Raw genomic sequence first — 23,427 nt, 5'->3', positions numbered from 1 at the left:
CCGAGTCGTCTCGTCCGTTCGGCCGATCCCCGGCGCCGCTCCGCGCCGCGCCCCCCTGGTCGGGAGCCCGGGCTTTCACCGAGAGCCCGTGATATTCGCCGTGTGGACGTGGGCTCTCGGTGAGCGCACGGGCTTTCGAGCACCAGAGGGAGATCGGGGAGGCGAGGCGCGCCACACCCCCCGCCCCGCTCTCGCGGGGCCCGATCAGGTCAGAGCACGGCGGCAGCCAAGCCGTCGGGATTGCCGAAGCGGTGCGCGGTGATGCTGACGGACTGCTCGTGCAGGAACGGGAGCAGCTCGATGCGACCGGCGCGAGTCACCGGGCCGTCGAACACGGCGATATCCGGCCGGCCGTCCGCGGCGCGGTCGAGGACGGCGGCCGGGGCGCCGAGCAGGCGCACCCGCGGCCGGGGGAGCGCCGCAAGGCGGGGGTGAGCAGTCGCAGCATCCTCGTGGGCGACGGCGACCCCGCTCTTGCGGATGGCCGCGGCCACCTCGACGGGAAGTGCGTCGGCTGCCGAAAGGCGCACGGACGCGCCGGCGCGAAGCGCGGCGGCCGTGACGCGCACGATCTCGACGATCGGAACTCCTGCCTCGGCCCGGATGTGGGCCTCGGCGGGCAGGTACCGGAACACGTTCCGCTCGCAGTCCAGGCCCGACCGGTCGCGCAGGGCGCCGAACTCCTCGCTCCACGCGGAGGCATCCGACGCAACGGCATCGGTCAGCCACGCGTGCGCCGGCGAGGCGAGCGTCGGTGCGACCGCGGCGACCAGCGCATCGACCGCGGTCGAGCCCGTAGACGACGGTCGCGACGGTGAGGCCGAGCCGCCGGCATCCCGAACCGTCTCTGCATCGGTCCAGTGGCCGAGGCCGGCGAGGTAGTTCGGTCCGCCGGCCTTGAAACCGGCACCGACGACGGACTTCTTCCAGCCGCCGAAGGGCTGGCGCTGCACGATCGCGCCCGTGATGCCGCGGTTGACGTAGAGGTTGCCGGCCTGCACCGAGGCGAGCCAGGCGCGCACCTCTTCTGCGTCGAGGGAGTGGATGCCCGATGTCAGGCCGTAGTCGATGTCGTTCTGGATGGCGATGGCCTCATCCAGAGTCTCGGCCGTCATGATGCCCAGGATCGGGCCGAAGTACTCGGTCAGGTGGTACTCCGAACCCCTGCGCACGCCGTCGCGGATCCCGGGCGTCCACAGCCGTGACGCTTCGGCAGGCTCATCGGCCGACGGCAGCGGGCGGGGCTCGATGAGCCACGACTCGCCGTCGCCGAGCGTCGTGAGACCCTCGAGCAGCTTGCCGCTCGGCGGCGCGATGACGGGTCCGACCTGCGCGGTCGGGTCGGTCGGCAGGGAGACATGCAGTGACCGCACGGCGTCGACCAGCTGGGTGCGGAAGCGGCGGGAGGTGGCGACGGATCCGACCAGGATGACGAGGGATGCCGCCGAGCACTTCTGTCCGGCGTGGCCGAAGGCGGAGCTGACCACATCCTTGACGGCCAGATCGAGGTCGGCGCTCGGGGTCACGATGATCGCGTTCTTGCCGCTCGTCTCGCCGAGGAGGCGAAGGTCCTGACGGAAGCCGCGGAACAGCTGGGCCGTCTCGTAGCCACCGGTGAGGATCACCTGATCGACGGCGGGGGAGGCGACGAGGCGCTCGCCGAGGGAGGAGTCGGCCAGCTGGACGAGCTGGAGCACGTCCTTCGGCACACCTGCCTCCCACAGTGCCTCGACCATGACGGCGCCACAGCGGCGGGCCTGGCGCGCCGGCTTGATCACGACGGTCGACCCCGACGCCAGAGCGGCGAGGGTCGAGCCGGCGGGGATGGCGACCGGGAAGTTCCAGGGCGGGGTCACCAGCGTCACGGCGGCCGGGGTGAACACGGCCCCGTCGACGTGATCGAGGTCGCGCCCGCGCTCGGCGTAGTAGTGGGCGAAGTCGATGGCCTCGGATGCCTCGGGGTCGGCCTGGTCGAGCGTTTTGCCCGCCTCGGATGCCATGACCTCGAGCAGGTCGGCCCGTCGCGACTCGAGGATGTCGCCGGCGCGGTGCAGGATCGCCGCGCGCCCGTCGGCGCCCAGCGCCCGCCATCCTGCTGCGGCGGCGCGGGCGCGGTCGAGAGCGGCGTCGACGGCCGCGGCATCGGGCAGCACGGATGCGTTCGCAGTCGTGACGCCGAGCGTCGAGTCGGCGACGCGGGACAGGATGCCGAGCCCCCACGCCCGGTTCAGGGTGACGGCGGGGTCGGTGTCGGGGGTGTTGCCGAAGCCCGTGCCGGGGTGCGGCGCGGGCGGGAGCGTCCGATCCTGCACGCGATTGGGCCCCGGCACGACGGCGTCCACCGCGCGCAGGGAGGCGAGGAAGCGGTCGGTCTCGCGTCGCAGCAGCGCCGGGTCGGAGTCGAGCTCGAACAGCGCCGACATGAAGTTGTCGCTGGAGGCGCCCTCTTCCAGGCGTCGGATCAGGTACGCGATCGCCACGTCGAACTCGCGCGGGTGCACGACCGGCGTGTAGAGCAGGAGGCTGCCGACCTCGCGCCGCACGACCTCGGCGATCGACTCGGCCATGCCGAGGAGCATCTCGTACTCGACGCCGGCGGTGACACCTCGCTCACCCGCGAGCAGCCAGGAGTGTGCGATGTCGAAGAGGTTGTGGCCCGCGATGCCGAGCCGCACGTTGGCGATCCGCTCGGGCTCCAGCGCCCAGTCGAGGATGCGCTTGTAGTGCGTGTCGCTGTCCTGCTTGGTGCTCCAGGTCGCCAGCGGCCAGCCGTGGATCTCGGCGTCGACCCGCTCCATCGAGAGGTTCGCACCCTTCACGAGGCGCACCTTGATGCCGGCGCCTCCGCGTGCGCGGCGGGCGGCCGCCCAGTCCTGCAGCCGGATCATCGCCGCGAAGGAGTCGGGGAGATACGCCTGCAGCACGATGCCCGCCTCGAGCTTCTCGAACTCCGGCTCGTCCAGCAGGCGCATGAAGACCGCCATGGTGAGGTCGAGATCGCGATACTCCTCCATGTCGAGGTTGATGAACTTCGGCGTCGGCGACGACGCCGCGAGCCGGAACAGGGGCGTGAGCCGCTCGACGATCGTCTCGACCGCCTGGTCGAAGCCCCACGCCGAGTGCGGCCCGACCATGGCCGAGACCTTGACCGACACGTAGTCGACGTCGTCGCGGCGGAGGAGCCGCATGGTGCCCTCGAGGCGGCGCTGCGCCTCGGTCTTGCCGAGGACGGCCTCGCCGAGCAGGTTGACGTTGAGCCGGACGCCGTCGCGCTTGAGCGCGCGGATGGCCCTGCCGAGCTTGTCGTCGCGCGCGTCCACGATGAGGTGCCCGACCATCCTTCGGAGGACGGTCCGCGCGATCGGCACCACGACGCCGGGCGCGAGGGGGCCGGCGACCCCGCCGAGTCGCACGGCGCCACGCAGGGGCGCGGGCAGGAACCCGGGAACCAGAGGCGCGACTCTCGACAGCGCGCGTGCGGCGACTCGGGTGTCCTCGGGCCGCACCACGCCGTCGACGAAGCCGGTCGTGAACTCCAGGCCCTTCGGGTCGCTGAGGACGCCGGCGAGGCGCTGCGCGGCGACACTCGCCGGGATGCTCGCGGCCTCGGCAAGCCACCGATTCACCAGCGCGATCGTGTCGTCGGCGAGATGCGGGGCGGAGTCGGAGGAGATGTCGGGCAGGACAGGCGTTGTCACAGGAAGCTCCTTGAAGACAGAGGGGTCTCATTCCAGTGTCCGCGCGGCATCCATGAATGAAAAGCAACGCTTTCTTCCGTATTCTCTACACAATCGCTTAACGATCGGATCCGGGATGCTGGACCTCAAGAAGCTGCGCCTGCTGCGCGAGCTGCACCTGCGCGGAACGATCGCCGCGGTCGCCGAGGCCGCCTCCTACAGTCCGTCCGCGGTCTCGCAGCACCTTGCCCAGCTGGAGCGCGAGGCGGGCGTCGAGCTGCTGCGCAAGTCGGGCCGCGGCCTGAGGCTGACCCCGGCGGCCGAGCGCCTCGTGGAACGCACCGGCGATCTGCTCGACGTCATGGAGCTCGCCGAATCCGAGCTGCGCACCTCGGGCGAGGACGTGGTGGGCACGGTGCGGACCGCCGTGTTCCAGTCGGCGATGCTCGCCCTCATGCCGGCCGCGCTCCAGGCGATGCGCACCGTCGCTCCCGATGTGCGGGTCGAACTCGTCCAGCGGGAGCCCGAGACCGCCCTGCGCGAGACCTGGCTGCGGGACTTCGACCTCGTGGTCGCCGAGCAGTACCCCTCCCACGCGGCGCCTCACCCGCCCGGGCTCGACCGGCAGGCGCTCACGACGGACGCCATCCGCCTCGCCGTCTCGAAAGGGGAGCGGAGCGACATCACCAGTGTCGCGGACGCGCGCGACCTCGCGTGGGTGATGGAGCCGCGCGGCGCGGCCTCGCGCCACTACGCGGAGCAGCTGTGCCGCCTCGCGGGCTTCGAGCCCGACGTGCGGTTCGAGACCGCCGACCTGCAGGCCCACGTGCGGCTCGTCGAGACGGGCAACGCCGTGGCGTTCCTGCCCGACCTGATCTGGTGGGGCGCGGAGCCGACGGGATGCCGGCTCCTCGGTCTTCCCGGAAGCCCGCGGCGCACCGTGTTCACCTCAGCGCGCCAGTCGGGCAGCGACTCTCCGGCGGTCGCCGTGTTCCGCCGGGTGCTCGCCCGGGTCGCGTCCGAGCTCGCGGTGGACTGACCGCCGCCGCGGGAACCGCTACTGCGCGACGCGCGCGGCGATGTCGGAGCGGAACTGCCCGCCCTCGAGGGCGATCTCGCCGAGTGCTCTGTACGCCCGGTCTCGCGCTTCGGCGAAGGTCGAGCCCACGGCGACGACGTTGAGCACCCTGCCGCCTGTGGCCACGAGCCCGGCGTCGCCCTCGGCCGTCGCGGCGTGAGCGACGTGCACGCCCTCGACGCCGGAGGCGGCATCCAGTCCGGAAAGTGGGCGCCCGGTGATCGGAGCCTCGGGGTAGCCCTCGCTGGCGAGCACCACGGTCACCGCTGCCGTGTCCGCGAACGCCGGTCGCGGGAAGTCCTCGAGATTGCCGGATGCGGCCGCGAGCAGCAGTGCGGACAGCGGGTCGATGAGCCGAGGCAGCACCACCTGGGTCTCGGGGTCGCCGAAGCGCGCGTTGAACTCGATCACCTTGATGCCCTGCGGCGTGAGGATGAGTCCCGCGTAGAGCAGCCCGATGAAGGGCGTGCCTTCGGCGTCGAGGCGACGGATGACGGGCTCGGCCACCTCGCGCGTCACGAGGTCGACGAATGCCTCTTCGGGATCGGCCGATTCGCCCTCGACCGACTGCGCCGGCACGTGGTCGCCGAGCCAGGGGAGGGGGGAGTAGGCGCCCATGCCCCCGGTGTTGGGCCCGGCGTCGCCGTCGCGCAGGCGCTTGAAGTCCTGCGCGGGGCTGAGTGGCAGCACGTGATCGCCGTCGCTCAGGAAGAAGAGCGACACTTCGGGACCCGAGAGGAACTCCTCGACGAGGATCGGTCCGCTCGGCAGGTACACCTCGGCGTGGGCGAGCGCGGCCTCGCGGTCGTCCGTGACGATGACGCCCTTGCCGGCGGCAAGACCGTCGGCCTTCACGACGTGCGGAGCACCCAGTTCGTCGAGCGCCGCCTCGACCTGGGCGCGGGTGCGGGCGCGCAGCGCGCGTCCGGTCGGAACCCCGGCGGCCTCCATGATCCGCTTCGCGAACGCCTTCGATCCCTCGAGCTGAGCGGCCGCCTTGCCCGGACCGAAGACCGGGATGCCATGCTCGCGGAGCAGGTCGGCGACCCCGGCGACGAGCGGAGCCTCGGGTCCGATGACGACGAGATCGATCGCCGCCGATTTCGCATACTGCGTGACCTCGGCCGGGTCGTTCGCATCGAGGGCGACGATGGTGGCGTCCTGGGCGATGCCGGCGTTGCCGGGCGCCGCGAAGATCTCGTGCGGAGCCTCCTCCGAGCGGAGGGCGAGGATGATGGCGTGCTCGCGCGCACCGGAGCCGAGGACCAGAATCTTCACCCCGCCAGCCTACCGAGGGCCGGGTGGAGCCCATTCGGCGTGCGGAACCGTGGCGGAGGCGCACGGCGTTCGCCCTGATCTCGTCTGCAGAACTCCGTCGGAATCGACGACGGGGCGCGCGAGCGCCCCCGGTTTCCGGGGCTCGGGTCCGCCGCCCCGCCCAATCCGACGGAGTTGCGCCGGGGCTACCGTGGAGAGATGGTGAAGAGGATCGGCGTCGACGAGGGCCGGGCGGCGCTGGAGGCGGTGCGCACGGCTGCTGCGGCATCCGCTCGTCCGGCGCGCACCGACCACGCGACGGCCGTCCGCTATCTGCTGCAGCTGCTCGCCGAGAAGGCGCCGGGCAACTCCGTCGAGATGCGGGTCCCGCCGTTCGGCGCCGTGCAGGTGGTCGAGGGTCCGCGCCACACCCGCGGCACGCCGCCGAATGTCGTCGAGACCGACCCCGACACGTGGATCGCGCTCGCCACCGGTGCCGAGCACTGGAGGGATGCCGCCGCCTCCGGCCGCATCCGCGCGTCAGGCACCCGCTCCGACATCTCGGCGCTCCTCCCGCTGCGCCCCTGAGCGGAGTCCCCCGAGCCGGGGCGGTGAGACAATGGAGGCATGGCCGACAAGCCGCTGAACCCCCCTCTTCCGGATGCCGACGCATCCGATCCGTCCGAGACCGTCGTGGAAGACCACATGCAGCGCGTCCGGGTGCGGCGAGCCCCGAAGTTCTCGGTGTTCGTCATCGTGGGCGCGGCCCTGGGCCTGCTCACGGCGCTGATCCTCACCTTCTCGTACGACGGCACTGTCAACCAGAGCCCGAACACGGGGATGGTCTACTCCTCCGGCCAGGTGTTCGGCTTCCTTGCGCTCATCTGCGCCGCGGTCGGCATCGCGATCTTCGCCACGATCGCGATCATCCTGGATCGCCGCAGCAGCCGTCACGCGCGCGAGGTCATCGTGGATCGCGAGACGGTGCACCGCCTTCCCGAGGCCTGACCGCCGGTACGTCTTCCTGTTGCCGAGAGCGGATCGCGCTTCAGGCCAGCTCGGCGATGATCGGGTGGATGGCGGAATCGAAGGCCGCGACATCCCCTCGAAGTCCGTCCGTGACGGCGATGGTGAGCGATCCGATCCACCACACGCCTCGCTGCGTGAGCGGCAGCACCTGCACGTTGAGCTCGAACGAGTGCGCACGCCGACCGACCTGGCGCTCGTGCACGGCGATCGCGCTCGCGTACGCGCGGTAGGAGACCCCCGGCTTGGCGGCGGCATCCTTGCGGTAGCGCTCCTTCGCCGACTGGGAGTAGGCGAGCGCCTCGGACGCCCAGGGCTCGATCGCGGCCCGCAGATCGTCGCAGCCTTCCAGGGGCAGTGCGACGAGGGTGTCGAACCCGTCCACGAGGTCGAGGGGAACGGGCGACGGATGCGCCTGCGGCTCCACGGTCATCGCCCAGTACTCGCGCCATTGCCGCTCGAGCCGGGCCTGCGCATCATCGCTGCGACTGTTCTCGCGGGGCGGGATGCCGCGCAGGTGCGGCAGCTCATCGGGGGAGCGGATGCCGAGCACCTGGCGCAGATAGAGGGCAAGGAGCACCGGCTGACCCGCGTCCTCGCGAATCACCCATTCAGGAGCGGAGCCGCTGCTCATGCCGCAATTGTAAAACCCGCGCACCCACATCGGGGCCTTCGGGTCGAGACCGGAGGCCGCGTCGGGCATCGGCATCCGCTCAGGGAACCCGCCGGTAGGCTTGTCGGGTGGCCTCTCCCACCGACGACGCGCCCCTGACGGGCGCCCCCGCCGACTCCTCCGCAAACCCGTACGCCGCTGCCGGCGTCGACACTGCTGCGGGCGACCTGGCGGTCGAGCTCATGAAATCCGCCGTGCGCAAGACGCACGGCCCCGAGGTCCTCGGCGGCGTCGGCGGCTTCGCAGGGCTCTACGACGCGTCCTTCCTGCACAGCTACCGCAAGCCGCTCCTCGCGACCAGCACGGATGGCGTCGGCACGAAGGTCGCGATCGCCCAGGCGATCGACAAGCACGACACGATCGGGCTCGACCTGGTGGGCATGGTCGTCGACGACATCGTCGTGGTGGGGGCGAAGCCGCTCTTCATGACCGACTACATCGCGTGCGGCAAGGTGTTCCCCGAGCGCATCGCCGACATCGTCCGCGGGATCGCGGCCGGCTGCTCGGCGACCGGCACGGCACTCGTCGGCGGCGAGACGGCCGAGCACCCCGGGCTCCTCGGCGTCAACGACTACGACGTCGCCGGTGCGGCAACCGGCGTTGTCGAGGCCGACGGCATCCTCGGGGCCGACCGCGTCCGCGACGGAGACGTCGTCCTCGCGCTGGCCTCGAGCGGCCTGCACTCCAACGGCTACTCGCTCGTTCGACACATCGTCGCCGGCAACGGCATCCAGTACGGCGCGAATGCCGCGGACTTCGGCATGACGTGGGGCGAGGCCCTCCTCGAGCCGACCCGCCTGTACGCCTCGCCGCTCCTGGCCCTCATCGCCGAGACCGGCGACGGCGTCCACGCCCTCAGCCACGTGACCGGCGGCGGCATCGCCGCCAACCTCGCGCGCGTCCTACCGCAGGGAACGTGGGTCGAGCTCGACCGCTCGACCTGGTCGCCGCCCCCCGTGTTCCGCGTCCTGACCGACCTCGGCGACCTCTCGCTCGAGCAGACCGAGGGCACCTGGAACCTGGGCATCGGGTTCCTCGCCGTCGTCTCGCCCGAGACGGCGGATGCCGCGGCAGCCGCGCTCGCACGCGACGGCGTCGCCGCGTGGCAGGTGGGCATCGTCCAGTCGGGCCGGCTGCCCGAGGGCGAATTCGAGCAGGGCGCCAAGGGCGTCGACGGCGGGGCAGTGCGCCTCGTCGGAAGCTACAGCGAGCACGGAGCGAAGTAACACCATATGTGCGGAATCGTCGGGATGGTCGGCCGTGAGTCCGTCAACCAGGAGATCTACGACTCGCTGCTCCTGCTGCAGCATCGCGGCCAGGATTCCACCGGCATCTCGACGGCCGAGCGCAACGGCGTCATCCACATGGTCAAGGCCCGCGGCCAGGTGCGCGAGGGCTTCCGCACGCGCGACATGCGGTCCCTCCTCGGAAGCATCGGCCTCGGCCACGTGCGCTACGCGACGAAGGGGACGGCATCCAGCGAAGAAGAGGCGCAGCCCTTCTACGTCAACGCCCCTTACGGCATCGTGCTGGTGCACAACGGCAACCTCACCAACACCCGCGAGCTGACCGACGAGCTGTTCCACAAGGACCGTCGTCACCTGAACACCTCCAGTGACACCGAACTCCTCGTCAACGTGCTGGCCAACGAGCTGCAGGCCTCGATCTCGGGCCTCGAGCTCGACCCCGAGCAGGTCTTCCAGGCGGTCAGCCGCGTCCACGAGCGGGTCGAGGGCTCGTACGCGACCATCGCCCTGATCGCCGGCTACGGTCTGCTCGCGTTCCGCGACCCGTTCGGCATCCGTCCCCTGATCCTCGGCACGCGCAAGCACGCCGACGGGCACTACGAGTGGATCGTCACGAGCGAGTCGCTGGTCCTCGAGAACGGCGAGTTCGAGGTCGTCCGCGACGTGCTCCCGGGCGAGGCGATCTTCGTCGACCTCGAGGGCAACCTCCACACGAAGCAGTGTGCCGACGACCCGAAGCTCGCGCCGTGCTCGTTCGAGTACGTCTATCTCGCGCGCCCCGACTCGGTCATGAACGGCATCTCGGTGTACGAGGCGCGGCTGCGCATGGGCGAGCGCCTCGCCGAGACCATCGCGAAGTACACCCCGATGGGCACGATCGACGTCGTCATGCCGATCCCCGACTCGTCGCGCCCCGCCGCGATGCAGGTGGCGCGCAAGCTCGGGATCGAATACCGCGAGGGCTTCTACAAGAACCGCTATGTCGGCCGGACGTTCATCATGCCCGGCCAGGCCGTCCGCAAGAAGAGCGTGCGCCAGAAGCTCAACGCCATGTCGAGCGAGTTCAAGGGCAAGAACGTGCTCCTCATCGACGACTCGATCGTGCGAGGGACGACGTCGAAGGAGATCATCCAGATGGCTCGGGATGCCGGTGCCAAGAGCGTCACGTTCGCCTCGGCCGCCCCGCCCGTGCGCTACCCGCACGTCTACGGCATCAACATGCCCTCGCGCCACGAGCTCGTCGCGCACGGCCGCACGATCCCCGAGATCGCGCAAGAGCTGGGCGCGGACTACATCGTGTACCAGGAGGTCGAAGACCTGAAGGCGGCGATCCTCGAGGGGTCCGACCTCGACGACCTCGATATGAGCTGCTTCGACGGGCGCTACATCACCGGCACCGTGTCGGAGGAGTACCTGGCCTGGGTCGAGGGCTCGCAGGAGTCCTGAGCGGCGATCGGCCGTCCGGGCCCGCACCCCCTCGTCGCGGCCTAGGCTCGTACGAGTGAGTCCCTCCTCCCGCCCGCTCTGGCGTGGGAGGACTCTCGCCCTCGTCGGCATCGTCCTGCTCGCCTTCTCGCTGCGTTCGGGCGTGGCGTCGCTCTCGCCCATCCTCGACCACGTCGCGGACGACTTCGCCGTGCCCGCGTGGGTCATCGGGCTGATCGGCACCGTGCCGCCCGTCTGCTTCGCCGTGTTCGGCATCCTGACCCCTCAGTTCGAGCGCCGGGTGGGCCTGGAGCGTCTCGTGGTGGTGGCGCTCACCGTCGCGGCGCTCGCCATGGTGCTGCGGGCTTTCGCCTTCGACTCGCTGACGCTCCTGCTCGGCACCGCGCTGCTCTTCGCCGCCGTCGCCGTCGGCAACGTCCTCCTGCCGCCGCTCGTGAAGAAGTACTTCCCCGATCGGATCGGGCTGCTCACAGCCCTGTTCACCACGACGATGTCGGTGGCGACCTTCGTGCCGCCGCTCGTCGCCGTGCCCACAGCGGATGCCGCGGGCTGGCGCCTGTCGCTCGGCATGTGGGCGGTCTTCGCCGCCGGCGCGCTCGTGCCGTGGATCGCGCTGACCGTGCACGCGCGTCGCGGCGAGGAGGACGACATCGAGGCCGCCGCCCCTGCGGTGTTCCGGCGGATGTGGCGGCTGCCGCTCGCGTGGGCGCTCGCCGTGACGTTCGCGGTGTCGTCGATCATCGCCTACACATCGTTCGCCTGGCTTCCAACGCTCCTCGTCGACACCGCCGGGGTCACGCCCGCGACCGCCGGCGCGCTGCTCTCGCTGTTCGCCGCGATGGGGCTTCCGGTGTCGCTGCTCGTGCCCCTGCTCGTGGCGCGCTTCCGCATCGTGCGCTCGCTCTACGTCGTCGCGATCATCGCCGGGTTCGCCGCCGTGGCGGGACTGCTGTTCGCGCCCGGGGCCGTGCCGTGGCTCTGGGTCGCGCTGCTGGGGGTGCCCCCGCTGCTGTTCCCGCTCGTGCTCGTGCTGCTGGGCCTCCGGACCCGCAGCCCCGAGTCCTCCGTCGCCCTGAGCGGGTTCGTCCAGAGCATCGGCTACGCGATCGCGGCGATGTTCCCGCTCGGAATCGGGCTGCTCCACGATGCGACCGGCGCATGGATCGTGCCGCTGTGCGTCATCGGGGGAGTCGTCGCCGCCGCGATCCCGGCAGGCGTGGTGGTGGCGCGGCCGCACACCATCGAAGACGAATGGGAGCGCCGGCACGGCTCATGGTCGTGAGATTGCGGGTCGCCGCGCAGGGCGTCGCGGTGCGAAGCCCGCGCCGGGGCGCGAGCGCACAGCGGATCGATTCGAGCGGGTCGCGTCAGGCGCGCTCGTCCTCGAGTTCGTCGGCGTACTGGTCGGCCCATTTGTCGACGTACTGGTCATCGGAGGGATGACCCAACTCCCGCTCGAGCGCGGCGTAGTTGACGCTCGGACTGAAGGACTTCAGTTCACGGGCGATTTTCGTGTTCTTCGCCTTCTGACGGCCACGCCCCATATGCGAGACCCCTCATTTCCGAGTCGCGGACTTCCAGTGCGGGCGTCCCGCAGTTCTGTAGCCCGGGCAATCACATCCGGCTGCTGCGGCCGGTAAGAGTAGCATTCAGAATAACACGGAGCGCCGGGCCACCGGCGGCTCCCGCACCCACGCGGAAGGGCGAGGAACCAATGGCGGATCAGGCATCCGAGGTTGCGAGGGGCGAGGCGGCCGACGCAGCACTGCGCGGAGCCGTCATCGTCGGGACCGTTCCGGGTGAGCCGGCGCGCGTCGTGAAGGAGGCCGCGCGGTACGCGAAGGTGCTCGGCGCGCCGCTGGTCGTGGTGCACGTGGACGTCACGCGGTTCGTCACGTACGAGGATCCGGACGGCTACGTCCACTCGTCGCCGATCGACATCAACATCGGCGGCGGTGAAGCCGACCTCCAGGTCGTGAAGACCGAGACGGCGGCCGCACTCCAGGGGATCGACCTGTCGTGGTCGGCGCGTCAGCTCGTAGGGGACCCTGCGATCGCGATCAAGCACCTGGCTGATGACCTGGATGCGCGGCTCATCGTGGTGGGCACCCGCAAGCGCGGCATCGGCGAATCCATCCGCGAGTTCTTCACCGGTTCGGTCGCTGCTCGCCTCGCGCACCGGCAGCACCGTCCGATCCTCGTGGTCCCGCTCGGCGAGCCGGTGCCAGACCACGAGGACATCTGGCCCGCGTAATCGCGAAACGACCGAAGAAGGGGCCACCGGGGCACGTGCGAGCGCTCCCCGATGACCCCCTGATACGGTCGGTCAGCCGTGCAGCGCCCTCGTGATCGAGCGCGACGCCGAATCGAGCGCCGACTCGAGGTCGTCCACGACGCTCGAGCCGAGCGATCCGCCGCGCGCGAGGTGCGTGCGCAGATCGCCGCGCACGCGCGCGCGGAACTCCGCGACCAGCGCTTCGGCCCGGTGCAGCTGCTCGCGGCTCTGGGTGCGCGCGTCGTCACCGGGGGACGAGGCATCCGTCTTGGTCCGGCCCGCGCGCTCGTCCTGCGTGGCCGCGGCCAGGTCGGCTCTCAGGCTCTTCATGGCCTCCCGCACGCTGCCACGCACTTCGTCCGCGATGAGCCGCACCGAGTCGGCGAGACCCGCCTCGATGCCCTCGAGGTCTCCCGCGCGGGACTGCACCTCGGCATGGCCGGCGTCGGTGATCTGGTAGACGGTCTTCCGGCCGTCGACGGTCTTGGTGACGAGGCCCTCTTCTTCGAGCTTCGCGAGCCGGGGGTAGATCGTGCCGGCACTGGGCGTGTACGTGCCGCCGGTGCGATCCGAGAGCGCCTGCATGATGTCGTAGCCGTGGCGAGGGCCCTCATCGAGCAGGTTGAGCAGGTAGAGGCGCAGGTCGCCGTGGGAGAAGACGGGGGTCATGACCATTCCTCTTCCGTCTTCTGGGCTTCTTCGATGTCCTTGACGTCGGATGCCGCGATCGCCGCGCGGCGGAGGACGGTGACGTCGCCCGAGACGGTGTTCGCGCGGACGTCGACGAAGCTCCCGCTGAGCTCGCCGATCGATCCGACATAGTTGGTGGTGATGCTGCCTTGCCCGGAGCGCACGATGCCGTCGACCTGGACGCGTCCTCCGACGGTGCGGATGGCGTAGTTCGCCGGCAGACCTTCGTCCAGGCGGATCGTGGCGTTGGCGCTCACGCTGTTGAGCGAGACGCCCTGGGCATCGCCGGTCGTGTCGACGAGCACAGCGCCCGACACCGTGTCGATGGTGGCTTTCCGGAGCGATCCCGTCGCCGCCACGTCGCCCGAGACGCTGTTGGCGTTCAGGGTGCCGTCGAGCCCGCGGATGTTGACGTCGCCCGAGACGGCGTTGACCGACACGTCTCCGGTGATGCCGTCGGCGATGATGTCGCCCGAGACGGTGTTCAGCTTCGCGTCGCTGCGGAGGCCCGAGACGAGGGCGCTCGCCGAGACCACGCCCAGCGTCAGTGCGATGTCACGCGGGACCGCCACGCTGATCTCGGCCTTCGGCCCGCTCACGCCGAAGTTGCGGAACACCTCGAGGAAGTTGTCCCATCGCAGCTGCGGGTGGTCGATCTCGACGAGATCACCGGACGCCTCGATGCGGAGGTCCTTGATCGTGACGGCGTGCACTTCGATGCGGACACCGGGCTCGTCGTGGGCGATGACGTCGATCTGGCCCCCGACGAGGCCGATCTTCAGTTTGCGCACGTCCTCGATATCGATGACGCGGGTCTCTCCGGGGTGGATGATCCACTTCTCGAGAGTCATGGTTGTCTCCTGACGGTTGGTCGTAACGCGATATATCGCGTGAGATCGAAGAATAACACGATATATCGCGAGTTTCCGCTCCCGTTCTGGAGATCCGTGTTGACCTTGACGCAACGTCAACCTCTAGCGTGGACAGCGATGGAGGGGGAGGAAGCAATGGAATGGTCCATCCAGCAGATCGCGAAGGTCGCCGGAACGACGAGCCGCACACTGCGGCACTACGACGACATCGGGCTGCTCACCCCGTCCAGCATCGGGGGGAACGGCTACCGGTACTACGACCAGGCCTCGCTCGTGCGACTTCAGCGCATCCTGATGCTGCGCGAACTGGGACTCGGACTGCCGCAGATCGAGGACGTGCTGGCGCGGGAGACCTCCGAGGAGAGCGCCCTCGAGAGCCATCTGGCCTGGCTGCGTCAAGAGCAGGACCGGCTCGGCCGTCAGGTCGCTTCGGTCGAATCCACCATCAGAGCCCTGAGAGGAGGTGAAGGACTCATGGCAGAAGACATGTTCGATGGCTTCGACCACACGCAGTACAAGGATGAGGTCGAGCAGCGCTGGGGCAAGGAGTCGTACGCGCGCTCCGCCGCCTGGTGGCGCGGAATGGACGCCGCAGAGAAGGCCGCGTGGAAGGCGCGGCAGGAAGCGCTCGCCCAGGACTGGATCGCGGCCGCCGAATCGGGCACCGCGCCCGACAGCGATGCGGCGCAGGATCTCGCTCGACGGCACGTCGAGTGGCTGACCGCAATCCCCGGTACGCCGGCATCCGCTCCCGGCGGCGACGTGAAGGCGTACGTGGTCGGCCTCGGCGAGATGTACGCGGCAGATCCGCGCTTCGGCGCGAACTACGGCGGTCAGGAGGGCGCGGAGTTCGTGCGCGATGCGCTGCGGACGTACGCGGAGGCCCGTCTCTGATCGCATGACGGGAAGACGGAGAGCGGATGCCCGAAACGGGGCATCCGCTCTCCTGTCTGCGCGGCGGTCCCCCCCGGGCGCCGTCGGCAGTCACGGGACCCTCACGCGGAGCGGGGGCCTCGCCTGTCGCTACACGCGATTGCGTCCGCTGATGAGTCGGAACAGGAAGACGATCAGCGCGATGACGCCGATGATGATCGCCACCCAGAGCAGCCATTGCAGTGCGGAGTTGAGCCCTCCGACGATCGCAAGGATCACTGCGATGACGATGATGATGATGAGTGCGAGGTTCATGATTCGCTCCTTCTCCCTGGTGTCGGGCCGCCGGTGAGCGGAATGCCCGGTGGGGCATATGAGAAGCGTTTCACTGCACGTGTGCGCCGGGGAGGCCATTGACGCTCGCGATCAGCGGTGCTAACCGCGAGGGGGACTGGCCGCGGGCGCGTGGCCCGAGCGCGCCAGGGCGCGACTGTCAATCCCCCCGGTCGAGCGGAGTTCGAGGCATAGCGTCCGTCACGAGACATCTCTAGGGAGGACATCATGCCTGCACGACGAGGATCGAGCAGCTTGAGGGACCCTGAGCTGTACGAGGAGCTCCGCAAGGACGGCGCCTCGAAGGAGAAGGCCGCGCGCATCTCGAATGCGGCCGCGCGCGACGGGCGCTCCGCCGTCGGCCATCGCGGAGGCGCTGCGGGGGACTACGACGACTGGACCGTCGAGCGTCTGCGCGGCCGAGCCAAGGAGCTGGGCCTCACCGGCTATTCGCGCAAGCGCAAGTCGGAGCTCATCGCGATGCTGCGCGGGCACTGAGGTGGCCAGACTCGTCCGCGTGCGACCCGGGGAGGATGCCGGCATCCGGCGCGTCCGGATGGGCTCGGGCTTCCGCTATCTGACCGCCGACGGGTCTTCTGCCTCCGACGAGGACCGCGAGCGCATCCACCGGCTCGTCATCCCGCCGGCATGGACCGACGTGTGGATCTCGGCCGAGCCTTTCGGGCACATCCAGGCGGTCGGCACGGACGATGCCGGCCGACGGCAGTACCTCTATCACCCCCGCTGGCGCGAGCGCCGCGACAAGGGCAAGTTCGCACGCGCCCTCAGGCTGGCCGAGGCGCTGCCGGGTGCGCGGCGCCGCGTGACCACATCCCTCCGCACCGAGGGTCTCACTCGTGAGCGGGTCCTCGCCGCCTCCTTCCGGCTGCTCGACCAGGGGGCACCGCGGATCGGATCGGCACGCTATCTCGAACGGCACGGCAGCCGCGGGCTCACGACGCTCCACCGAAGGGATGCCACCGTCGAGGCGTCGGTCGTGACCCTCTCGTTTCCCGCCAAGAGCGGCCAGCGCGCCTACATCGAGGTCGACGACGCCGACCTCGCGACCGTCGTCTCGGAGCTCGTGGTCGGTCGGCCGCGCGCGCCCCTGCTCGCCTACCGCAAGGGCCGGCAGCGGGTGGGGCTCACGCCGGAGGAGGTCAACGCCTACATCCGCGAGATCGCCGGCGGCCGCTTCACTGCCAAGGACTTCCGGACCCTGCGGGGCACCATCCTCGCGGCAGAGGCGCTGGCGAACATGGGCACCGTCGAGACGGAGCGGCAGCGGAAGAACGCCGAGGCACTCGCAGTCCGGGCGACCGCACGAGCGCTCGGCAACACCCCCGCCGTGGCGCGGTCGAGCTACATCGACCCGAGGGTCTTCGCGCGATACGCCCGCGGGCAGCTGCTGGACCTCGGCAAGTCGCCCGAGTCGGCGATCCGCACCCTCCTCCTCGGATAGCGCGCACCACGGGACCGTCCCTGCGGCCCGGACCGGTGAGGGCGTGTCCGGCCGCTGATCCGGCCCGGCGTCGCCGCACCGCCTGCCGCGGCGCGCACCGAACCGCGTCGGCGAACCCGGCGCGCGCACCGGCCCGGACAGCCCGGGCGCTCCTACAGTGTGCGTATGGTCCGCCGCCGTGCGTTCACGCCGGCCGCTCTCGTCGCGGTCGTGCTGGGCGGTGCCATCGGCGTCGCACTCCGAGCGTCGCTCCAGCTCCCCCTCCAGGCGGCTGACAGCGACCTGGCCCTGCCGGCCGCCACTCTCGCCATCAACGTCACCGGCTCCTTCCTGCTCGGCGTCCTCGTCGGGTGGGCGGGCGAGCGGCACACCCTGCTCCGCGCCTTCGTCGGCACCGGCATCCTCGGCGGCTTCACGACCTACAGCGCCTTCGCGGTGCAGCTGGTCGAACTCGGCGGCACGGCACCCGTCGTGAGCCTCGCGCTCGCCGGCGTCTCGGTGTTCGGCGGCGTGATCGCCGCGGCCCTCGGCCTGCGGCTGGGGCACCTGATGGCCGGCGCCGCTGCGGATCGCGTCGAGATCCCGGAGGCGGCGGAATGACGGGATGGATGCTGTTCCTCTTCGTCGCCGGCGCGGGCGGCGTGGGTGCGGGCCTGCGCTACACGGTGGACGCGATCGTGATGCGAGGGCGGCGAGGCGTCTTCCCCCTCGGCATCCTGATCGTCAACGTCACCGGATCGTTCGCACTGGGTGTGGTCGCGGGCCTCGGGTCGGCGATCGACGGGGACTGGGCCACCGCGATCGGCATGGGGCTCCTCGGCGGCTACACCACCTTCAGCACGGTCTCGGTCGAGACGGTGCTGCTCGGGAGGGGCGGACGCCGGGACTGGGCGTGGACCAACCTCATCGGGACCCTTCTGATCTCGGGCCTCGCTGCGGCTCTCGGGGTCGGTCTCGGACGCGTGATCTCGGGGTGGGTCACCGGCTGATCCGCGGGTGTCCGAGCCGACCGGGTCCTGTCGGCCCCATGCGATACTGAAGTTCGATACATCCGCGTATCGTTCGCGTCGCCCGGCTTCGGACGCGCGGAGCCGAAGCATCCGGCATCGTCCCTCCACCCTGCGAAGGCACCTGTGTCGAACCTCGCCGTCCTGAGCCTCAAGAACCGCGCGCTCATCGCGCTCGTCACGATCGTCGCGGCGATCTTCGGCGGCCTTGCGCTGGTGAACCTCGAGCAGGAGCTCATCCCCTCGATCGAGTTCCCGCAGCTGTCGATCGTCACGACCTATCCGGGCGCATCGCCCGAAGTCGTGAGCAACGATGTCTCGGCTCCGATCGAGTCGGCACTCCAGGGCATTCCCGGGCTCGAGTCGACGACGGCCACCAGCACGACCAACGCGTCGATCATCCAGGCGGCGTTCACCTACGGCACGGATCTCGCCACCGCCGAGCAGAAGATCACCCAGGCGATCAACCGGATCAAGAGCGACCTCCCCGAGAACGTCGAGCCCAACGTCGTGTCGTTCTCGTTCGACGATCTGCCCGTCATCCAGCTGGCGGTCACCGGCTACGACGACGAGGCGACGATCCAGGCGCAGCTCGAAGCATCCGTCATCCCGGATCTGGAGCAGATCGACGGAGTGAGCACCGCGGGAATCGTGGGCGGTCGCGGCGAGCGCGTGACGATCACCCCGGATGCCGCGGCACTCGCCGCCGACGGCTATACCCAGCAGGCGATCAGCGACGCTCTCGAGCAGAACGGCGTGCTCTTCCCCGGCGGCTCGGTGACCGAGGGCGACCAGTCCCTGACCGTTCAGACCGGCGCGAAGATCTCCTCGGCGGACGAGATCGCTGCGCTGCCGCTCGTGCCCTCCACACCCGAGCAGGCCCAGGCCGGCCTGGTGACGGTCGGCGACGTCTCGACGGTGTCGCAGGAGCAGGATCCGGTCACCTCGATCTCGCGGGTCAACGGCGAGCCGGCGCTGACGATCGCCGTCACCAAGCTGCCCGCCGCGAACACCGTCGACGTGTCGAAGGCCGTGACAGCCGCGCTTCCCGCGCTGCAGGACTCGATCGGTGAGAACGCCGAGTTCACGGTCGTCTTCGACCAGGCGCCGTACATCCAGCAGTCGATCGACTCGCTCGCCCAGGAGGGCCTGCTCGGCCTGTTCTTCGCGGTGCTGGTGATCCTCGTCTTCCTGCTCTCGGTGCGGGCCACCCTCGTGACGGCGATCTCGATCCCCACGAGCGTGCTGCTGACCTTCATCGGCATCCAGACGTTCGGCTACTCGCTCAACATCCTGACGCTCGGCGCCCTCACGATCGCCATCGGCCGCGTCGTCGACGACGCCATCGTCGTCATCGAGAACATCAAGCGCCACTATGTCGGCGATGCAGAGAAGCTCCCGTCGATCCTGCGGGCCGTGCGCGAGGTCGCCTCGGCGATCACGGCGTCCACCATCACCACCGTCGCCGTCTTCCTGCCGATCGCGTTCGTCGGGGATGTCACGGGCGAGCTCTTCCGCCCGTTCGCGCTCACCATCACGATCGCGATGCTGTCGTCGCTGCTGGTCGCCCTCACGATCGTGCCCGTGCTGGCGTACTGGTTCCTCCGCCCCGGCAAGCCGATGCTCGACGAGGCGGGGCGTGAGGTCGACCCCGAAGCGCCCGACGCGCCGCCCACACGGCTGCAGAAGTCCTACCTGCCGATCCTGCGCTGGACGCTACGCCACTCGTGGATCACGCTCGGGCTCGCCGTTCTCGTGCTCGTGGGCACGATCGCCCTGGCACCGCTCATGAAGACGAACTTCCTGGGCGACTCCGGGCAGAACACCTTCACCGTCACCCAGGAGGTGGCGCCGGCGGCGAGCCTCGAGGCTGAGGACGAGGCCGCGCAGAAGGTCGAGGACGCACTGCTCTCCGTCGACGGAGTCGACACCGTGCAGACCTCGATCGGCTCGAGCGGCTCGGCCCTGCGCGACGCCTTCCGGGGCGGCGGCGGGGGAGTGACCTACTCGGTGACCACCGACCCCGATGCCGACCAGGTGCAGATCCGCGAGGATGTGCAGCAGGCCGTCGCCGACCTCGACGACGTGGGCACCGTGACGGTCGCCTCCGGCGGCGGCGGCTTCGGCTCGAGCGACATCGAGATCGACGTCACCGCGCCCGATCAGGCGACGCTCGAGGCCGCGACCGATGAGGTCGTGGCGTCGCTCGACGATGTCGAAGGCGTGGGACAGGTCTCCAGCAACCTCTCGGCATCCCTTCCGTACGTCGCGGTGACGGTGGACCGGGATGCCGCTGCCGACCTCGGGCTCTCGGAGGTCGCTGTCGGCGCGCTGGTGTCGGGCACCATGCAGCCCCGCTCCATCGGCTCGGTCGAGATCGACGAGACCTCCGTGACGGTGTACCTCGCGGTCTCCGATCCGCCGGCAACGATCGACGAGCTGCGGCAGCTCAAGATCCCGAGCGCCGCCGGTCTGATCCCGCTCGAGCAGATCGCGACCGTCGAGCAGACCGAGGGTCCCACCTCGATCACCTCCGAGGGCGGACAGCGCACCTCCACGGTCACCGTGACGCCCTCGACTGACGACCTGGCCACCGCCTCGTCGGCGGTGACGGCGGCCCTCGCCGACGCAGACCTTCCGACGGGCGCAGACGCGACCCTGGGCGGCGTCGTCACTCAGCAGCAGGACGCCTTCTCGCAGCTGGGGCTCGCACTGCTCGCCGCGATCCTCATCGTGTACATCGTGATGGTGGCGACCTTCAAGTCGCTGCGTCAGCCGCTGCTCCTGCTCGTCTCCGTGCCCTTCGCGGCGACCGGCGCGATCCTGCTGCAGATCATCACGGGCGTGCCTCTGGGGGTCGCGTCGCTCATCGGCGTGCTGATGCTGATCGGCATCGTCGTGACGAACGCGATCGTGCTGGTCGACCTGGTGAACCAGTACCGCACGAAGGGCCTCTCCGCCTATGAGGCGACGGTCACCGGCGGTTCGCGCCGTCTTCGCCCCATCCTGATGACAGCCCTGGCCACGATCTTCGCCCTCACGCCGATGGCACTCGGCATCACGGGCCACGGCGGGTTCATCTCGCAGCCGCTCGCGATCGTCGTGATCGGCGGGCTCATCTCCTCGACCGTGCTGACCCTGCTCGTGCTGCCGACCCTCTACAACCTGGTCGAGGGCGCACGCGAGCGCCGCGCGGCACGCAAGTCCGGAGATGCGGATGCCGCAGACCCGACGGTGGGCGACGACCAGGGACCTGCGGCCCCGAGTGCCGCCGCCGCAGAGCAGCCTGCGCTCGCCGGGTCAGGACTGACCGCGGCCGCACCGGTGAAGCAGACGCTGCGCACCCGACGCGACGCACGCTGAGGGCGAGGCGCCGGGAGCGACCGGCGCCTCCCGTCGTCGCCCGCGCGGCCCGGGCCGCGCGGGGCCTGCGCGCGACCAGGTCGTGCTCACCCGGGGCTGCGACGGCACGACGGAGCGTGGCGCCGAAGATCGCGAGCCACGTGAAGATGAGTGCGAAGCCGACGACCTCCAGGGCCGCGAGAGTCATTCGCCCTGCGGCGAAGACGACGATCGCGGGCAGCAGCAGGGCCGCGACGACCGCCGATGTCACGCGCAGGCGCCTGACCGTCCAGGGAGTCGCGAGCACCAGCGTGAGGATGCCCAGGAACGACAGCATCATCCCGGATGCCGCCCGCTCGTGCACGGCGGTGTTGACGTCCAGCGGCACGAGTCCGACGATCGCGAGGTGCGCGCCGAACGAGGCGATGAGCACGACCAGCAGCCGGCATGCGTGACGGCGGCCATGGACGACGGTGTCGAGGCGGGCGCGGATGTCCGCGAAGGCCCGGCGCACCCGGGTCGCGAACAGGACGAACATCGCGCCGGCCGACATCGAGCCGAGGTTGAAGACCGTGCCCGAGAAGTCGCGGTGAGTGCCCAGCTCGCTGAAGTGCAGCTGCCACCAGGTGCGATCGCTCGTCGTCGCCGCAGCCACGGCGGTGGCGGCCAAGAGCAGACCGACGGAGGTCATCACGACATGGTGCGCCTCTGCGCGATGGAACGCCCTGCGGACAGCGGAAGCCGACAGCAGCGGGCCCACCCGTCGTGGAGCGAAGAGGATCGCCGAGGAAGACATTGGCCCCCCAATGTGTCAGGTGCTCCGATGACGGTGATCACTCCCGCCCGACGTCGATGCCGGAGGACTCCGATGCCGCTCCCCGGCAGGGGGCGGCACGCCGTCGGACTACCGTAACAACCGAAAAGGCGGGCGCCGCCTCGGAACGTCACAGATCGGACGGCGGGGCAGGTCGCCGCCGAGGAGCCCCGGGCAGGCTCAGGCGGTGGCGGGCTGCTGCGCAGCCAGACCCAGGAACCGGATGAAGACGGCGATCCAGGCGAAGACGAGCGCGAACACGATGATCTCGAATGCGGTCAGTCCGAAGAACCCCGACACGAAGAACGCGATCGAGAGGATCAGGGCGGTGAAGAAGCTCCAGGTGACGACGAAGAACGTCCGCGGCATCCCTCTGAGCACCCGGGGAGCCGAGAGGAGCAGCCCGATGAAGACGATCGCCATGCCGGTCGCGGACAGATTGTGGATGAGCAGGTTCACATCGACCGGTACGAGACCCACACAGGCCAGCATGATGCCCATGATGACGAAGACCACCGACACGATGCGCGGGGCGTTGGCCCGCTTGAGAATGCCCCGGTCCACGAGCTGATGCATGTCGTGGGCGACGTAGACGCCGAAGGTCGTCACGAGCAGACCGCCCGCGATGAGGGTTCCGTTGAAGATCCAGCTCGAGATCGAGTCCTCGAACGAGCCCAGGTGGCTGAAGTGCAGCTTCCACCAATCGGGATCCGGGGTGGTGACCGTCGCGGTGAGGGCGCCGATGAGCATGAAGGCCATCAGCAGCGACGACATCCGCTGCGTCGTCATCCGCGATGCCGACAGGTACGAGATGTGCGCGGACAGACCGAGGTTGATGGCGAGGAGGACGGCAGCCCAGAACGGGACCATCGTCAGCCCGATGAACCCCTGGCCGAGCACGAAGTAGCCGGCGATCGTCGCGAGGATCGCGAGGATGATGTGGACGAGCACGACCGAGACCGCGTTCACCGCGAATTTCCACGGCGCGAGCGTCAGGCGCCACTCCTGGCCGGCGGAATGGCGCGACCGCCAGTACCCCAAGCTGGTCGAGATGGCGGTGACCGCACCGGCCGCGATCGCCGACACCTCGCCGAATGAGCCGGTGCCCGAGAGGGGCATGTCAGGCCACAGCCAGGTGAACAGCAGGCCCAGGACCGCCCCGAGGACGCCGGCCGTCGCCGCGGCCCCGAGGCCCTCGTTGACCACCCTCAGGCTGGGTGCCGTGGAGTCCACGGGGGCGAGGACGGCGGGGCCGCCGGGAGCGGGCGAAGGGGTCATGCGATCAGTGTAAGCACGCGTGGAATCGCGCGGCTCGTTCGCCGCGGGTGGGATGCCCGGCACGATCCCGTGTCGCG

Annotated in this window: 21 protein-coding genes; 13 read left to right on the top strand and 8 right to left on the bottom strand. The window is 70.1% G+C overall.

Going from position 1 to position 23,427, the window contains the following annotated elements:
- Positions 1–209 precede the first annotated feature (209 nt).
- Complete coding sequence (locus AC1DP3_RS10480) at positions 210–3,698, bottom strand: proline dehydrogenase family protein (RefSeq protein ID WP_477293104.1); 3,489 nt, start codon at positions 3,696–3,698, stop codon at positions 210–212.
- 115 nt (positions 3,699–3,813) lie between these two features.
- On the opposite strand from AC1DP3_RS10480, the gene AC1DP3_RS10475 reads away from it, so the two are divergent.
- A complete protein-coding gene (locus AC1DP3_RS10475) occupies positions 3,814–4,716 on the top strand; it encodes a LysR family transcriptional regulator (protein ID WP_477293103.1) in 903 nt (300 codons plus the stop codon).
- Between the two features lie 18 nt (positions 4,717–4,734).
- On the opposite strand, the gene purD is transcribed toward AC1DP3_RS10475, so the two are convergent.
- Positions 4,735–6,033 (bottom strand): phosphoribosylamine--glycine ligase, encoded by a 1,299-nt coding sequence (gene purD / locus AC1DP3_RS10470; RefSeq protein ID WP_477293102.1) that lies wholly within the window; start codon positions 6,031–6,033, stop codon positions 4,735–4,737.
- Positions 6,034–6,231: 198 nt separating this feature from the next.
- Between purD and AC1DP3_RS10465 the strand changes: the two genes are divergently transcribed.
- Positions 6,232–6,600, top strand: a complete 369-nt coding sequence (locus AC1DP3_RS10465; RefSeq protein ID WP_477293101.1) for a sterol carrier family protein — start codon at positions 6,232–6,234, stop codon at positions 6,598–6,600.
- Between the two features lie 39 nt (positions 6,601–6,639).
- Positions 6,640–7,020 carry a potassium transporter Trk gene (locus tag AC1DP3_RS10460; RefSeq protein WP_477293100.1) on the top strand — a complete coding sequence of 127 codons (381 nt, stop codon included), beginning with the start codon at positions 6,640–6,642 and terminating at the stop codon, positions 7,018–7,020.
- A gap of 40 nt (positions 7,021–7,060) precedes the next feature.
- On the opposite strand, the gene AC1DP3_RS10455 is transcribed toward AC1DP3_RS10460, so the two are convergent.
- The gene (locus AC1DP3_RS10455; protein ID WP_477293099.1) at positions 7,061–7,672 is read right to left on the bottom strand and encodes a zinc-binding alcohol dehydrogenase; all 612 of its coding nucleotides are present in this window, start codon (positions 7,670–7,672) and stop codon (positions 7,061–7,063) included.
- Between the two features lie 107 nt (positions 7,673–7,779).
- On the opposite strand from AC1DP3_RS10455, the gene purM reads away from it, so the two are divergent.
- The 3 genes from purM to AC1DP3_RS10440 are packed head-to-tail and all read left to right on the top strand — an operon-like array spanning position 7,780 to position 11,686.
- A complete protein-coding gene (purM, locus tag AC1DP3_RS10450; protein ID WP_477293098.1) occupies positions 7,780–8,937 on the top strand; it encodes a phosphoribosylformylglycinamidine cyclo-ligase in 1,158 nt (385 codons plus the stop codon).
- A gap of 6 nt (positions 8,938–8,943) precedes the next feature.
- Positions 8,944–10,404 carry an amidophosphoribosyltransferase gene (gene purF, locus AC1DP3_RS10445; RefSeq protein ID WP_477293097.1) on the top strand — a complete coding sequence of 487 codons (1,461 nt, stop codon included), beginning with the start codon at positions 8,944–8,946 and terminating at the stop codon, positions 10,402–10,404.
- A gap of 55 nt (positions 10,405–10,459) precedes the next feature.
- A complete protein-coding gene (locus AC1DP3_RS10440) occupies positions 10,460–11,686 on the top strand; it encodes an MFS transporter (protein ID WP_477293096.1) in 1,227 nt (408 codons plus the stop codon).
- An 85-nt stretch (positions 11,687–11,771) separates the two neighbouring features.
- Here the strand turns inward: AC1DP3_RS10440 and AC1DP3_RS10435 are convergent, their stop codons facing one another.
- Positions 11,772–11,948, bottom strand: a complete 177-nt coding sequence (locus AC1DP3_RS10435) for a DUF3073 domain-containing protein (protein WP_477293095.1) — start codon at positions 11,946–11,948, stop codon at positions 11,772–11,774.
- Between the two features lie 170 nt (positions 11,949–12,118).
- Between AC1DP3_RS10435 and AC1DP3_RS10430 the strand changes: the two genes are divergently transcribed.
- Complete coding sequence (locus AC1DP3_RS10430; RefSeq protein WP_477293094.1) at positions 12,119–12,658, top strand: universal stress protein; 540 nt, start codon at positions 12,119–12,121, stop codon at positions 12,656–12,658.
- A gap of 72 nt (positions 12,659–12,730) precedes the next feature.
- On the opposite strand, the gene AC1DP3_RS10425 is transcribed toward AC1DP3_RS10430, so the two are convergent.
- Positions 12,731–13,348: a PadR family transcriptional regulator gene (locus tag AC1DP3_RS10425; protein ID WP_477293093.1), complete on the bottom strand. Its 618-nt coding sequence runs from the start codon at positions 13,346–13,348 to the stop codon at positions 12,731–12,733.
- Positions 13,345–14,220 carry a DUF4097 family beta strand repeat-containing protein gene (locus AC1DP3_RS10420; protein WP_477293092.1) on the bottom strand — a complete coding sequence of 292 codons (876 nt, stop codon included), beginning with the start codon at positions 14,218–14,220 and terminating at the stop codon, positions 13,345–13,347. Before AC1DP3_RS10420 ends, AC1DP3_RS10425 begins: the two co-directional genes overlap by 4 nt.
- A gap of 156 nt (positions 14,221–14,376) precedes the next feature.
- On the opposite strand from AC1DP3_RS10420, the gene AC1DP3_RS10415 reads away from it, so the two are divergent.
- Positions 14,377–15,135 (top strand): MerR family transcriptional regulator, encoded by a 759-nt coding sequence (locus AC1DP3_RS10415; RefSeq protein WP_477293091.1) that lies wholly within the window; start codon positions 14,377–14,379, stop codon positions 15,133–15,135.
- A 129-nt stretch (positions 15,136–15,264) separates the two neighbouring features.
- Here the strand turns inward: AC1DP3_RS10415 and AC1DP3_RS10410 are convergent, their stop codons facing one another.
- Entirely contained in the window at positions 15,265–15,429 is a 165-nt protein-coding gene (locus AC1DP3_RS10410) for a hypothetical protein (RefSeq protein WP_477293090.1), read from the bottom strand.
- 246 nt (positions 15,430–15,675) lie between these two features.
- Here AC1DP3_RS10410 and AC1DP3_RS10405 point away from each other — a divergent pair, with 246 nt between their 5' ends.
- The 5 genes from AC1DP3_RS10405 (at position 15,676) to AC1DP3_RS10385 (ending at position 21,279) form a co-directional block, all read left to right on the top strand.
- Positions 15,676–15,945, top strand: a complete 270-nt coding sequence (locus AC1DP3_RS10405) for a DUF7218 family protein (protein ID WP_477293089.1) — start codon at positions 15,676–15,678, stop codon at positions 15,943–15,945.
- Between the two features lie 58 nt (positions 15,946–16,003).
- The gene (locus tag AC1DP3_RS10400) at positions 16,004–16,909 is read left to right on the top strand and encodes a DNA topoisomerase IB (RefSeq protein ID WP_477293277.1); all 906 of its coding nucleotides are present in this window, start codon (positions 16,004–16,006) and stop codon (positions 16,907–16,909) included.
- Positions 16,910–17,074: 165 nt separating this feature from the next.
- Complete coding sequence (locus AC1DP3_RS10395; protein ID WP_477293088.1) at positions 17,075–17,509, top strand: fluoride efflux transporter FluC; 435 nt, start codon at positions 17,075–17,077, stop codon at positions 17,507–17,509.
- On the top strand, positions 17,506–17,898 hold the full coding sequence (locus tag AC1DP3_RS10390; RefSeq protein ID WP_477293087.1) for a fluoride efflux transporter FluC: 393 nt from the start codon (positions 17,506–17,508) through the stop codon (positions 17,896–17,898). The genes AC1DP3_RS10395 and AC1DP3_RS10390 overlap by 4 nt, the downstream gene beginning before the upstream one ends.
- Before the next feature lie 144 nt (positions 17,899–18,042).
- Entirely contained in the window at positions 18,043–21,279 is a 3,237-nt protein-coding gene (locus AC1DP3_RS10385; RefSeq protein ID WP_477293086.1) for an efflux RND transporter permease subunit, read from the top strand.
- Positions 21,280–22,252: 973 nt separating this feature from the next.
- Here the strand turns inward: AC1DP3_RS10385 and AC1DP3_RS10380 are convergent.
- On the bottom strand, positions 22,253–23,350 hold the full coding sequence (locus AC1DP3_RS10380; RefSeq protein ID WP_477293085.1) for a DUF998 domain-containing protein: 1,098 nt from the start codon (positions 23,348–23,350) through the stop codon (positions 22,253–22,255).
- Positions 23,351–23,427: the final 77 nt, after the last annotated feature.

Source organism: Microbacterium sp. P5_B6, from assembly GCF_056400345.1.
Note: the sequence above shows the minus strand (reverse complement) of the source record. Positions and strands in the feature narration are given on the sequence as shown.

Bases quoted from the DNA above. Each gene is read 5' to 3' on its own strand.
- AC1DP3_RS10475 (WP_477293103.1), top strand. From the start codon at position 3,814: ATGCTGGACCTCAAGAAGCTGCGCCTGCTGCGCGAGCTGCACCTGCGC.
- AC1DP3_RS10465 (WP_477293101.1), top strand. From the start codon at position 6,232: ATGGTGAAGAGGATCGGCGTCGACGAGGGCCGGGCGGCGCTGGAGGCG.
- AC1DP3_RS10460 (WP_477293100.1), top strand. From the start codon at position 6,640: ATGGCCGACAAGCCGCTGAACCCCCCTCTTCCGGATGCCGACGCATCC.
- AC1DP3_RS10455 (WP_477293099.1), bottom strand. From the start codon at position 7,672: ATGAGCAGCGGCTCCGCTCCTGAATGGGTGATTCGCGAGGACGCGGGT.
- purF (WP_477293097.1), top strand. From the start codon at position 8,944: ATGTGCGGAATCGTCGGGATGGTCGGCCGTGAGTCCGTCAACCAGGAG.
- AC1DP3_RS10435 (WP_477293095.1), bottom strand. From the start codon at position 11,948: ATGGGGCGTGGCCGTCAGAAGGCGAAGAACACGAAAATCGCCCGTGAA.
- AC1DP3_RS10430 (WP_477293094.1), top strand. From the start codon at position 12,119: ATGGCGGATCAGGCATCCGAGGTTGCGAGGGGCGAGGCGGCCGACGCA.
- AC1DP3_RS10425 (WP_477293093.1), bottom strand. From the start codon at position 13,348: ATGACCCCCGTCTTCTCCCACGGCGACCTGCGCCTCTACCTGCTCAAC.
- AC1DP3_RS10420 (WP_477293092.1), bottom strand. From the start codon at position 14,220: ATGACTCTCGAGAAGTGGATCATCCACCCCGGAGAGACCCGCGTCATC.
- AC1DP3_RS10415 (WP_477293091.1), top strand. From the start codon at position 14,377: ATGGAATGGTCCATCCAGCAGATCGCGAAGGTCGCCGGAACGACGAGC.
- AC1DP3_RS10410 (WP_477293090.1), bottom strand. From the start codon at position 15,429: ATGAACCTCGCACTCATCATCATCATCGTCATCGCAGTGATCCTTGCG.
- AC1DP3_RS10405 (WP_477293089.1), top strand. From the start codon at position 15,676: ATGCCTGCACGACGAGGATCGAGCAGCTTGAGGGACCCTGAGCTGTAC.
- AC1DP3_RS10400 (WP_477293277.1), top strand. From the start codon at position 16,004: ATGGGCTCGGGCTTCCGCTATCTGACCGCCGACGGGTCTTCTGCCTCC.
- AC1DP3_RS10395 (WP_477293088.1), top strand. From the start codon at position 17,075: ATGGTCCGCCGCCGTGCGTTCACGCCGGCCGCTCTCGTCGCGGTCGTG.
- AC1DP3_RS10390 (WP_477293087.1), top strand. From the start codon at position 17,506: ATGACGGGATGGATGCTGTTCCTCTTCGTCGCCGGCGCGGGCGGCGTG.
- AC1DP3_RS10380 (WP_477293085.1), bottom strand. From the start codon at position 23,350: ATGACCCCTTCGCCCGCTCCCGGCGGCCCCGCCGTCCTCGCCCCCGTG.